Raw genomic sequence first — 12,122 nt, forward strand, 5'->3', positions numbered from 1 at the left:
TGCCCGATTATGCGGCGCGCATTTACCGATTAGCGTAGGCAAGCTGACAAGCGGACCGACAAAAGCGCCGCCTGAAAAGAAAAAAGAGGCGCACGATCCACCGTGCGCCTCTGACGAAGCGTGTCTGGGGCGCGGACCCCGAAAACCGCGCCGCCCGTCGATCAGTCGCCGAACAGCTTCTGGCGCAGTTCGCGGCGTTCCTGTGCTTCGAGCGACAGGGTGGCGGTGGGGCGCGCGAGCAGGCGGGGAATGCCGATCGGCTCGCCCGTTTCCTCACACCAGCCGTACTCGCCCGATTCGATCCGCGCGATCGATTGCTGCACCTTCTTCAGCAGCTTGCGTTCGCGGTCGCGCGTGCGCAGTTCCAGCGCATGCTCTTCCTCGATCGTCGCGCGGTCGGCCGGGTCCGGCACGATCACGGTTTCGCGGAGGTTTTCGGTGGTCTGGCCGGCATTGCGGAGAATGTCCGCCTGCAGCTGCTCGAGCCGGTTCTTGAAGAAAGCGAGCTGATCCTCATTCATGTAATCCTTGTCGCTCATCTTCAGGATTTCGGCTTCGGTCAAGAGTCGTTTCGTCGTCATCTGGCTTGCTTCGTCAATGTGAGGCAAATCATTGCCCGCACTTTCGTGTTGCCCGCAAAGGCGCCTCGATGACGCTCAAATGAGCGCCGGCGAACACGGACGGTGGGCTGTCGTGACGCCGAAGCGCCGATGCGGGGCCGAACTCCTCTGGAAACCGATTCTTCCAATGCTCCTGAGGCAATGCTTCCCGGCAGCGCGTTATAAGCCGGAGTGTGGCCGGCATGTGGGCGATGTCCCCGGATTAGATTTTCCGGCGCCGTTTTTCGGCCCGGCACGGCTGCGAAGCGACTACGCGCTTTACACCGGGCAAATCGTTCTCTTTCTCCAGTGGGGCCGTATTGTAACTGAATCACAATACGAAACCGCAAGCGGGGGAAATCCCTGCCGCAAACTCCACTTATCGTGAAAATATAACGCGCTGTTCACTAAAAAGCGATGGTCGGACACGTATTCTCGTAACAGGGTTTTCACGTGCTTTGACCGCAAGCCGGCTTTTAAATTGCCGTGCTCGCGCTCCTAAGGTCTTTTTCGCGTTGGGAAGCGAACAAAAGGCAACTGGGATGAACGCCAGAAGGCGTTCATCCCATAGCAGAGAACGAATCAGACGAGGCAGGCTTCAAGACCGTCGGTGATCAGGTCTTGCGGCAGGTCGATGCCGATGAACACCATCTTGTTGGTCTTTTTCTCGATGGGTTGCCACTTGGCGGCGAGGTCGCTGCCCATCATCTGGTGCACGCCCTGGAAGACGACCTTGCGATCGACGCCCTTCATGTACAGCACGCCTTTGTAGCGCAGCAGGCGTTCGCCATAGATCTGCAGAATGCCGCCGAGAAAGTCTTCGAGCTTGTTCGGATCGAACGGGCGGTCGTTGCGGAAAACGAACGACTTGATCTTGTCGTCGTGATGCGCGTGATGGTGATGATGATGGCCGTGATCGTGGCCTTCATGATCGCACTGGCCATGATCGTGATCGCAGTTCGCGTGATCGTGGTCGTGATCATGGTCGTGATGCGCGTGGTCGTGGTCGTCTTCGACGAGGAAGTCCGGGTCGATTTCCAGCTTCGCGTTCAGGTTGAAGCCGCGCAGATCGAAGATTTCCTTGATGTCCGCTTCACCGAAATTCACGACGCGGATCTGCGCCCGCGGGTTCATGTGCAGCAGACGATGGCGCAGGTCGCCAACCGCGTTTTCGTCGACGAGATCGGACTTGGTGATGAACAGACGGTCCGCGAAACCGACCTGGCGCTGCACGACTTCGTGTTCGTCGAGTTGTGCGTTGGCGTGCTTCGCGTCGACGAGCGTGATGATCGCGTCGAGCAGGAATTCGTCGGCGATCTGGTTATCCATGAAGAAGGTCTGCGCGACGGGGCCGGGATTGGCTAGGCCCGTCGTTTCGATCACGACGCGATCGAAGTCCACCTTGCCTTCCTGCTTCTGCGCGGCGAGGTCGCTGAGCACGCGCGCGAGGTCGCCGCGAATCGTGCAGCAGATGCAGCCGTTGCTCATCTGGATGATCTGCTCGCCCGTGTCCTGCACGAGGATGTCGTTGTCGATGTTCTCTTCGCCGAACTCGTTTTCGATCACGGCGATCTTCATGCCGTGCTTCTCGTTCAGGATGCGCTTGAGCAGCGTGGTTTTGCCGCTGCCGAGGAAGCCGGTCAGGATAGTGACGGGAATCATGTTGTTCGCCATGTGAGGTCGCCTTGTGTTCGTCAAACTGGGGTGCGAACCGCGCGCTGCGCGCAGGGCCCGAACCGCATGAATTCAGCTGAATATTGAAGCATAAGTGCCGGGGCGCCGCTGCTGCATGGCCAAAGCCCCGTCAACGCCAGGGAAATAACGCCTTAACTATGGGCGATCAGGCGATTTGCAACAATAGGCCTTTCAGATATTCGCCTTCCGGAAACGCGGTCAGCAACGGATGATCGACGCCCGCGCCCAGGCGCTTGAGGATACGCGCGTCGACGCGCGCGTCGGCGGCCGCGCCGGCGACGATCTTCTGAAACAGCTCCGCATCGATCGCGCCCGAGCACGAATAGGTAAACAGCAGGCCGCCCGGCCGCAACAGCTTGAGACCGGTGAGGTTGATGTCCTTATACGCGCGCGCGGCGCGGTCCACGTGCTCGCGCGACGGCGCGAACTTCGGCGGATCGAGCACGATCAGGTCGAAGCGCTCGCCGTCGTCGTACAGGCGGCGCAGCGTCTTGAAGGCGTCGGCGTCGAGCCAGGTCGCGCGTTCGGCGTCGAAGCCGTTGGCCGTGACATTTGCTTGCGCCAATGCCAGCGCTTCGCCGGATGAGTCGATCGATACCACGCGCTTCGCGCCGCCCTTGAGCGCCGCGAGCGAGAAGCCGCCCGTGTAGCAGAAGCAGTTCAGCACGTCGCGGCCGTTCGACAGTTCCTGCACCAGCGCGCGGTTGTCGCGCTGATCGACGTAGAAGCCCGTTTTGTGGCCGTTGCGCACGTCGACGTGATACCGCACGCCGTTTTCGCTGGCGATCAGCGTCTCGGGCGGCGCGTCGCCGGCGAGTACGCCGACCGTCTGTTCGAGCCCTTCCTTTTCGCGGATCGACACGTCCGAGCGCTCATAGACGTTCGGGCAGCCCGTCGCGCCAACCAGCGCCTGCACGATCGCGTCCTTCCATGCTTCGACGCCCGCTGCCATGAACTGACAGACGATCTGACCACGCTTCGTTTCATCGTCCTGGATGTAATAGTCGACGATCAGCCCCGGCAGGCCGTCCGCCTCGCCGAAGATCAGCCGCGTCGCGCCCGTGTTGTGCACCATCGACTGACGGTGTGCGAGCGCGCGCTGCACGCGGCGCTTGAAGAACGCGTGATCGACGGGTTCGTTTTCGTCGAAGCTCCAGACCCGCGCGCGAATCTGCGAATGCGGGCTGTACGCGGCGCGAGCGAGAAAGCGGCCGTCGTGCGCGCGCACCAGCACGGTGGCGCCGGCGGCGGGCTTGCCGTCGACGCGGTCGATCGCATTCGCGTAGACCCACGGATGCCGGCGCAGCAGCGATTTCTCTTTCGACGGTTTCAGCGTAACGGTATTCATGACTTCGTGAGGATTCAGCAGAACAATATGCCGCGCGAAGCGGCAAAGCGGATATGACTGGCGGCCTGAGCAGCGTCAGTCGCGTTTTTTTGCGCGCGGATGCGCCTGATCGTAAATTCGCGCGAGGTGCTGAAAATCGAGGCCCGTGTAGACCTGGGTCGCAGCGATGCTCGCGTGGCCGAGCAGTTCCTGCACGGCACGCAGGTCGCCGCTCGACTGCAGCACGTGGGTCGCGAACGAATGGCGCAGCACGTGCGGATGAACGTTGGCGGGAATGCCCGCCGTGAGCGCCATGCGCTTCACACGATCGCGCACGACATTCGGCGACATGCGGTTGCCGCGCGCCGAGACGAACAGCGGATGCGGATCGAGCTTCACCAGTTCGCCGCGTACCGCGAGCCAGGCGCGTAGTGCATCCAGCGCCTTGCTGCCGACGGGCACTGTGCGACGCCGCTCGCCCTTGCCGAGCACTTCGACTTCGGCTTCGTCGAGCTTCAGCCAGCCCGTCGAGCGATAGCCCTCGGCATCGAAGAAATGCACGTCGAGGCTGACCAGCTCCGACAGACGCAATCCCGACGAATAGAACAGTTCGAGCATGGCGTGATCGCGCGCGCCTTCGGCCGTCGCCGTCGCGGGGGCTTCCATCAGCCGGTGTGCGTCGTCGACGGAGAGCGCTTTCGGCAGCGTCTTCGCCCGTTTGGGTGCGCGCACCGTGGCGACGGGATTCGCGGGCAACTCGATGCGCCCGGCGAGCCAGCGGTAGAACGCGCGCCACGCCGACAGCCGATGCCCGATCGAGCGCGCCGACAGCCCGCCCGCATGCGCGCGTGCCACGGCGCCGCGAATGTCGGTAGCGGTGAGGCTTTCGAGCGGCCGTCCGTTCGCGAGCGTTTTCAACTCGTCGAGCTCGTGCGTGTAAGCGCGCAAGGTGTGCGCCGACAACCGCCGCTCGTGCTCGAGGCTCGACAGATAGGTGGCGATCGGGTCGGCGGATGTCACGTGACGGACGCTCAGCGCGGCAGCAGGCGGCTCAGCGCGGCGCTCGCGAGTGCGCCGATCTGCGTGAGGAAATCGGTGGCCATGCCGTCGTGGAAACGGCGCGAATCGGGCGAGCCCATGACCAGCAGCCCGAACGCGGCGGCGTCGTTCGACGCTTCCGGGTCGCGCAGCGCGATCAGCGCAATCGATTCGGTGCCGTTGCCGGATACGCCGTCACCGGGAGCCGCAGTCTCGCCGGCCACGGTCGACACGGCGGGCGTCAGCCACTGCGCCGCCTCGAAGCCCGTATTCGAGCCGCAATACGGCGTGGAGAGGCTGTTCGCGAAGATACGCACTTCCTCGCCGACGTGGCGCGTGAACTCCGCCTGCGAGTACGGCTCGGATACTTCCCACACGCGTAGCGCCGCTTGCGGCACGTCGAACACGTCGCGCAGGCCCATGGCGATCGTGCGCGGCAGTGCGCCGGGATCGCGCTCGGCCATCACGCGCGTCGTCCAGCGGCCGAATTTCGACGCGATGCTGTCGTTTTCGTGGCCATAGCGCAGCAATTCGGCGAGACGCCGCTCGAGATGCTTGTTCTTCTCGCGCAGCATGTCCATCTGACGTTCCTGCAGCGACACGGCAGCCTTGCCGTGCGGATTGGCGAGCCGCACGGACGCGAGCAGTTCCGCGTGCTCGGTGAAGAATTCGGGGTTGGCCAGCAGGTAGTCGGCGACTTCGCGATCGTTCATGGTTTCAGCTTAATGGTTGCGCGCTTCGTTACTGTCTTGCTGCCGCGCCACGCGGTCCAGCCTGCGCGCGGCGGTGATGCATTCAGTCGGCCAGCTCTATTTCGCCTTCGAACACGGTGGCGGCCGGGCCTGCCATCATCAGCGGCGACGCGGGCTCGCCGTCCCACGCGATGGTCAGCATGCCGCCATGCGTGTGGACCTTGACGGGCTCGTCGAGCAAGCCGCGACGGATGCCTGCCGCGACGGCCGCGCAGGCGCCCGTGCCGCACGCGAGCGTTTCGCCCGCGCCGCGCTCGTAGACGCGCAGCTTGATCTCGTTGCGGCTGACGATCTGCATGAAGCCCGCATTGACCCGCTGCGGGAAGCGCGGATGGTTTTCGATGACGGGGCCGTCGGCGAGCACGGGGAACGCTTCGACGTCGTCCACGATCTGCACGGCGTGCGGATTGCCCATCGACACGACCGACACCCAGCGCGTCGCGCCGTTGACGTCGAGCGGATAGAGCGCGTCGTTGCCTTCGTGGCGCGCATCGAGGCCGCTTGCGTCGAACGGCACCTGTGCCGGCTCGAACACGGGCGCGCCCATGTCGACGACGACTTCGCCGTTAGCCTGCATGGTCAGCGTGATCACGCCTTTCTGGACCTGGACGCGCACGCTTTGCTTGTCGGTGAGGCGCGTGTCGCGCACGAACTTGACGAAGCAGCGCGCGCCGTTGCCGCAGTGCTCGACCTCGCCGCCGTCGCAATTGAAGATGCGGTATCTGAAATCGACGCCTTCGACAGTCGGCTTCTCGACCACCAGCAACTGGTCCGCGCCGACGCCGAAATGCCGGTTCGCGAGCGCGCGCACCTGCGCTTCCGTCAGATTGAGCGGTTGCGTGTAGCCGTCGAGCACGACGAAGTCGTTGCCCGCGCCGTGCATCTTGGTGAATTTCAGTTTCATGCCGCTATTGTAAGTGACTGGCCGGACCTCTCGCCCACTGTGCGCCGCCGCGCTTCAGTAAAAACTCGGATCGCCGGGCGGGCGGGTCTTGAAGCGCTTGTGCACCCAGTAATACTGCTCGGGAATGCGCGGAATCTGCTCTTCGAGAAACTCGTTCATGCGGCGGGCGTCGGCGTCGTCGTCGCCCGTGGGGTAGTTGTCCCACGGCTTGAACACCTTCAGCCGGTAACCCTTGTAGTTGGGCAGCACTTCGCCGATGAACGGCACGACCTGCGCGCGCCCGACTTTCGCGAGCCGCCCGACGGCCGTCAGCGTGCAGGTCGGCACGCCGAAGAACGGCACGAAGGTCGAATTGCGCATGCCGTAGTCCATGTCGGCGCCGAGCATCACCGGCTTGCGATCGCGCAGCCAGCGCAGCACGATGCGCGCGCTGTCGGCGCGGCTGGCCATTTCGGCATCGAAGCGGCCGCGCTGCGCCTTCGCCACTGCTTCCAGCTGCGGGTTCGACATCGGTTGATACAGCGAGCCGCAGGGGCGCTTCAGCGAATAGTTGAGGAAGATCGAGCCCGCCTCGATACCGACGAAGTGAAAGCCCAGAAACAGCGTGGGCGGCAGATCGGGATCGGTGAGATCGATTTCGCTGTCCAGCTGGATCAGCTTCTCGAGCTTTTTCGCCGAGCCGAACCACTGCACGCTGCGTTCGAGATAGCTGCGGATCGCGTGCCGGAAGTGCTTTTGCGCGACTTCCTCGCGGCGCTCGTCGCTCCACTCGGGGAAGCACAGCTTCAGATTGATGTGGACGATGCGGCGGCGGCGGCTCGGAATCTGATACAGCAGCCAGCCGAGGCCGTCGCCCAGACGCGCGACGAAGCCATACGGCAGCAAAGCGAACAGCTTGAGCAGACCGATAGCGAGATTGACGCCCAGTCGGCTCAGCATGCGGCGGCTCCGATTCGTGCGCGAGACCACGCAGGGTAAAGAAAAACGGCAGAAAGGACGATATACCGCACGCGCAGACACTCTGTGACAAAAGAAAGAAGTCGCTATAATAAGGGCTTCGCCGAGTTAATAGACAACTTGCGGGGCGAAGCCGGCAGGCGCTTATCTTTCAGATAGGTGCCCGACGGTCAGGAAATCCGCTAAAGCGTCGCCGCTTCAGGCTCGAAGCAGGCTACGTGGAACTCAACCGTAACCAATAAGGGAGCCTGTAACGTGGCTAACGATTACCTCTTCACCTCTGAATCCGTCTCCGAAGGCCATCCGGACAAGGTCGCTGACCAGATTTCGGACGCCATCCTCGACGCGATCCTCGCCCAGGATAAATACTCGCGCGTTGCCGCGGAAACGCTGTGCAACACGGGTCTCGTCGTGCTGGCGGGTGAAATCACCACGACGGCCAACGTCGATTACATCCAGGTCGCGCGCGACACCATCAAGCGCATCGGCTACGACAACACCGATTACGGCATCGACTACCGCGGCTGCGCGGTGCTCGTCGCGTACGACAAGCAATCGCCGGATATCGCGCAAGGTGTCGACCGCGCGCACGACAACAACCTCGACCAGGGCGCTGGCGATCAGGGCCTGATGTTCGGCTACGCATGCGACGAAACGCCCGAACTGATGCCGCTGCCCATCTACCTGTCGCACCGCCTCGTGGAGCGTCAGGCGAATCTGCGCCGCGACGGCCGTCTGCCGTGGCTGCGTCCGGACGCGAAGTCGCAGGTTACCGTTCGCTATGTCGACGGCAAGCCGCATTCGATCGACACCGTCGTTCTGTCCACGCAGCACGCACCGGAAATGGAACTGGCGCAACTGCGCGAAGCCGTGATCGAAGAGATCATCAAGCCGACGCTGCCCGCTGACCTCATCAAGGGCGACATCAAGTTCCTCGTGAACCCGACCGGCCGGTTCGTGATCGGCGGCCCGCAGGGCGACTGCGGTCTGACGGGCCGCAAGATCATCGTCGACACGTACGGCGGCGCGGCTCCGCACGGCGGCGGCGCGTTCTCGGGCAAGGATCCGTCGAAGGTCGACCGCTCGGCTGCTTACGCTGGCCGCTATGTCGCCAAGAACATCGTCGCGGCGGGGCTCGCCTCGCGCGCGCTGATCCAGGTGTCGTACGCCATCGGCGTGGCGCAGCCCACGTCGGTGATGGTCAACACGTTCGGCACGGGCCGCGTGTCGGATGCGACGATCACGCGTCTGGTTCAGGAACACTTCGACCTGCGTCCGAAGGGCATCGTCCAGATGCTCGACCTGCTGCGCCCGATCTACGAAAAGACGGCAGCTTACGGCCACTTTGGCCGCGAAGAGCCGGAATTCTCGTGGGAAGCGACCGACAAGGCACTCGCACTGGCAGAAGCGGCCGGTACGGAGCCGGTTGCCGCGCTCGCCTGAGTCAAGCTGTGAACGCGCCGCGCGGCTGATTGTCGCGCGGTGTCATGGGTTCAGATCGAAGGAAGCGAAAACGCCCTGCATGCGCTGAGAAGCGCGTGCAGGGCGTTTTGTTCTGGTGCGGCGGTTTCGTCGCGAACCGCGCGCGCAACGTCGCACTAACGACTGTAGCGGCGCATCTGTCGCCTGCGAAAGCGAAACCGAACGGGCGCGCCCTTAGCGAGCAAACGCAAACCAGCCTTCGCTCGTCACCGACAGACGGCGCGGACGGCGGCTCGTCGGATGCGGCGCGCTCGTGGGCTTGGCGGCGCGCGGCGACACGCCGAGCATCCGTACGGGCGCCGGATTGCGCAGCAACGTGCGCAGCGAGAAACGCCGCGACGCGCCCTGCATGCTCAGTGCGCTGAAGAAGGTGCGGAACCAGACGCGCACGTTATCGACGGGCTTCGCGTCGCGCAGTTGCTCGGCGAGTGCGCGCGTGCGCGCGGTATGGTGACGCAGGGCGCGCGCCACATGGCGGCGCGCGGGACGCGCGGCGTTGAACGCGTGGGTAAGGCGAGTGCTCAATGGGCTGTGCATGGCTTTAGGAATCAGGCGACGTGACACGCGACGAAGGGTGCGGCAAAAGCAGCACCATCCATGCCAGCGAGTGGGACGCAATAGCCTGAGGAAAGACGGAATGAATCAGCAGCGGCTGCGGATGGCCGTGCCGATGGCGGAGTAGCGTGTGTTGCAATCGACATGGACGACAGGCTACACGTGATTCGTGACCGTCGAAAGTCCGGAGGGATCAGGGTTTTTACGAGGATGAAGCCGGCACGATCGCGCCCTTTGCGCTCGACGAACGTGCACGACTGCCCATCCGGCGTGCAGCTTCGCCCGTCCCGATTGCACGTCGGGATCAACACAAACGCATGACGGGCGCCCGTACGATCGTGCCCGTTTTACAATGGGAAGCCGTTGTCGAACGAACGCTAGCTGAACGGAACGTCCATGTCAGTCCATTCGAAAAAAGAGCAGATCCAGGTGCTGCGGGATCAGGGTTACGTCATCGTCCCGGGCCTCATCACGCCCGAGCGCTGCGCCGAGATGAAACAGATCGCGCGCCGGCAGTTGCAGGAAGCCGCCGAGCCGGTCGAGTTCGAAGCGGACCTGCGTTATCCGGGGGCGCCGGAGTCGAAGCACGCGCCGGGCGGTCATACGGTGCGGCGGCTGCTCGATGCATACGCGCGTCATCCGTACTTTGCCGCGTGGGCGACGGCGCCTGAGATTCGGCGCTGGATGGAACTGTATTTCGGCGAAGAGCCGAGGCTGTCGCGCGCGCATCACAACTGCATGATGACCAAGCATCCCGCGTACGGCAGCCTGACGGGCTGGCATCGCGACGTGCGTTACTGGTCGTTCGAGCGGGACGATCTGGTGTCGGTGTGGCTCGCGCTCGGCGACGAAACCGTCGATAACGGCGCACTCTGGTTCGTGCCCGGCTCGCACTCGGCGGCGTTCACGTCGGACCGTTTCGACGACGCGAAGTTTTTCCGCTCCGATCTGCCCGAGAACGATGCGTTGATCCGCAAAGCGGTGTCGCCCGGATTGAAAGCGGGCGACGTCGTGTTCTTCCACTGCAACACGCTGCATTCGGCGGGCAAGAACCTGTCCGATCAGGTGAAGTTCTCGCTCGTCTTCACCTATCACGGCGCGAGCAACGTGCCGCTGCCGGGCTCGCGGTCCGCGTCCAAGCCCGAAGTGGCGTTCTGAACGCTGACTGTTAGCGCTTCGACGACGCGAGCCCGATCAATCCGGCGAGCGTCGCGACGATGCCGCCTGCGATCAGGAAGATGGTTTTGTTGGTCGGCGAACCGGTGAACACGCGCGACACGTCGTTGCTGAACGAATGAAACGACTGGCCGCCGAAATACAGCAGCACCACGCCGCCGACGATCAATGCGAGCGAGATCGCTTTGGTCATGAACACTCCTCATCGTGGGATTACAGTGGCCGAAAGTCTAGGCGATGGCCGCCGCCGAGTCCATGTTCGCTTCCCGCAATGTGGGCGCCTGCAGCAAGCGCGGCGATTGGCTAACATAGTGGGTTGGGCCGCTGCCGCATGATTGCGCGCCGATGTGATACCGGTATCAGGTCAGGCGGCACTTCGCTACCAGGCATCCTAATCACGACAAGATTATTCACGCGATGCGCGCGCCGCATCGCAGACTCCACTCCTGTTCTCGACAAGGACACCAGCAATGGCTTACGAAGCAGCTTCAGCACGCTATTCGGACATGCAGTACCGCGTTAGCGGCAAGTCAGGTCTCAAACTGCCCGCGCTGTCGCTCGGCCTGTGGCACAACTTCGGCGACACCACGCCGATCTCGACGCAACGTGAGATTCTGCGCACGTCGTTCGATCTCGGCATCACGCACTTCGACCTTGCGAACAACTACGGGCCGCCGTACGGCAGCGCGGAAACCAACTTCGGTCGCATCTTCAAGGACGACTTCAAGCCGTATCGCGACGAACTGCTGATCTCGTCGAAGGCTGGCTGGGACATGTGGCCCGGCCCGTACGGCCAGGGCGGCGGCTCGCGCAAGTACATCCTCGCGAGCCTCGACCAGAGCTTGCAGCGCATGGGTCTCGACTACGTCGACATTTTCTATTCGCATCGCTTCGACGTCGACACGCCGCTCGAAGAAACGGCGGGCGCGCTCGCGAGCGCCGTGCAGCAGGGCAAGGCGCTGTATATCGGCATTTCGTCCTACTCGGCGCAGAAGACGCGTGAAATGGCGAAGCTGCTGGCCGAATACAAGGTGCCGCTGCTGATCCATCAGCCGGCGTACAACATGCTGAACCGCTGGATCGAAGAGGAACTGCTCGACGCGCTGGAAGAGACCGGCTCGGGCGCGATTGCGTTCACGCCGCTTGCGCAAGGCCTGCTGACGGGCAAGTATCTGAACGGCGTGCCGCAGGATGCGCGCGTCAACAAGGCGGGCGGCGGCTCGTTGAAGCAGGAGCATCTGAGCGAGCAGAACATCGAGCGTGTGCGCAAGCTCAACGACATTGCGCAGCGTCGCGGGCAGAGCCTTGCGCAGATGGCGCTTGCATGGACGTTGCGCGATCCGCGGGTGACGTCGGCGTTGATCGGCGCGAGCAAGGCTGAGCAGGTTCGCGAGAACGTCGCGGCGCTCAAGAACCTGTCGTTCACGGCGGAAGAGTTGGCAGAGATTGATCGTTATGCGACGGAGGGCAGTGTGAACCTGTGGGAGAAGCCTTCGACGGATCAGCATGTTTGAAGGTTTGGGTTTTTGGTTTGGCTGCGACGCGGGGGGGCTGGGGCTGGGGTTGGCGCTGGCATCCGCTCTACGTTAGCTCGCTTCAAGCGTCGCCCCTGTGCGGGGCGGCACCTACTTTTCTTT

At 63.4% G+C, this 12,122-nt stretch carries 12 protein-coding genes; 3 read left to right on the forward strand and 9 right to left on the reverse strand.

Annotated elements, in window-relative coordinates:
• Nucleotides 1-161: 161 nt before the first annotated feature.
• From dksA to KFO72_RS33815, 7 genes are all read right to left on the reverse strand, one after another.
• Nucleotides 162-581 carry an RNA polymerase-binding protein DksA gene (dksA, locus tag KFO72_RS33785; protein WP_012399496.1) on the reverse strand — a complete coding sequence of 140 codons (420 nt, stop codon included), beginning with the start codon at nt 579-581 and terminating at the stop codon, nt 162-164.
• Between the two features lie 600 nt (nt 582-1,181).
• Complete coding sequence (locus tag KFO72_RS33790; RefSeq protein ID WP_225033918.1) at nt 1,182-2,261, reverse strand: CobW family GTP-binding protein; 1,080 nt, start codon at nt 2,259-2,261, stop codon at nt 1,182-1,184.
• A 178-nt stretch (nt 2,262-2,439) separates the two neighbouring features.
• Nucleotides 2,440-3,642 carry a class I SAM-dependent rRNA methyltransferase gene (locus KFO72_RS33795; RefSeq protein ID WP_060599441.1) on the reverse strand — a complete coding sequence of 401 codons (1,203 nt, stop codon included), beginning with the start codon at nt 3,640-3,642 and terminating at the stop codon, nt 2,440-2,442.
• Nucleotides 3,643-3,717: 75 nt separating this feature from the next.
• Nucleotides 3,718-4,641: a tyrosine recombinase XerC gene (gene xerC, locus KFO72_RS33800; protein ID WP_054929421.1), complete on the reverse strand. Its 924-nt coding sequence runs from the start codon at nt 4,639-4,641 to the stop codon at nt 3,718-3,720.
• Nucleotides 4,642-4,652: 11 nt separating this feature from the next.
• A complete protein-coding gene (locus KFO72_RS33805; protein ID WP_225033915.1) occupies nt 4,653-5,372 on the reverse strand; it encodes a DUF484 family protein in 720 nt (239 codons plus the stop codon).
• An 82-nt stretch (nt 5,373-5,454) separates the two neighbouring features.
• Complete coding sequence (dapF, locus tag KFO72_RS33810) at nt 5,455-6,315, reverse strand: diaminopimelate epimerase (protein WP_225033916.1); 861 nt, start codon at nt 6,313-6,315, stop codon at nt 5,455-5,457.
• A 54-nt stretch (nt 6,316-6,369) separates the two neighbouring features.
• Nucleotides 6,370-7,284 carry a lipid A biosynthesis lauroyl acyltransferase gene (locus KFO72_RS33815; RefSeq protein WP_257784179.1) on the reverse strand — a complete coding sequence of 305 codons (915 nt, stop codon included), beginning with the start codon at nt 7,282-7,284 and terminating at the stop codon, nt 6,370-6,372.
• 243 nt (nt 7,285-7,527) lie between these two features.
• Here KFO72_RS33815 and metK point away from each other — a divergent pair, with 243 nt between their 5' ends.
• Nucleotides 7,528-8,715, forward strand: coding sequence for a methionine adenosyltransferase (gene metK / locus KFO72_RS33820; protein ID WP_007744723.1), 1,188 nt, complete (start codon nt 7,528-7,530; stop codon nt 8,713-8,715).
• A gap of 213 nt (nt 8,716-8,928) precedes the next feature.
• Here metK and KFO72_RS33825 read toward each other — a convergent pair whose 3' ends face one another.
• The gene (locus tag KFO72_RS33825; RefSeq protein ID WP_054929425.1) at nt 8,929-9,291 is read right to left on the reverse strand and encodes a hypothetical protein; all 363 of its coding nucleotides are present in this window, start codon (nt 9,289-9,291) and stop codon (nt 8,929-8,931) included.
• A gap of 414 nt (nt 9,292-9,705) precedes the next feature.
• On the opposite strand from KFO72_RS33825, the gene KFO72_RS33830 reads away from it, so the two are divergent.
• Entirely contained in the window at nt 9,706-10,467 is a 762-nt protein-coding gene (locus KFO72_RS33830; protein ID WP_225033917.1) for a phytanoyl-CoA dioxygenase family protein, read from the forward strand.
• A 10-nt stretch (nt 10,468-10,477) separates the two neighbouring features.
• On the opposite strand, the gene KFO72_RS33835 is transcribed toward KFO72_RS33830, so the two are convergent.
• Nucleotides 10,478-10,678 (reverse strand): DUF3185 family protein, encoded by a 201-nt coding sequence (locus tag KFO72_RS33835; protein ID WP_028363859.1) that lies wholly within the window; start codon nt 10,676-10,678, stop codon nt 10,478-10,480.
• A 277-nt stretch (nt 10,679-10,955) separates the two neighbouring features.
• Between KFO72_RS33835 and mgrA the strand changes: the two genes are divergently transcribed.
• The gene (mgrA, locus tag KFO72_RS33840) at nt 10,956-11,999 is read left to right on the forward strand and encodes an L-glyceraldehyde 3-phosphate reductase (protein ID WP_060599438.1); all 1,044 of its coding nucleotides are present in this window, start codon (nt 10,956-10,958) and stop codon (nt 11,997-11,999) included.
• Nucleotides 12,000-12,122: the final 123 nt, after the last annotated feature.

The sequence above is a fragment of the Paraburkholderia sp. XV genome, from assembly GCF_020177535.1.
GTDB classification, from domain to species: domain Bacteria; phylum Pseudomonadota; class Gammaproteobacteria; order Burkholderiales; family Burkholderiaceae; genus Paraburkholderia; species Paraburkholderia caribensis.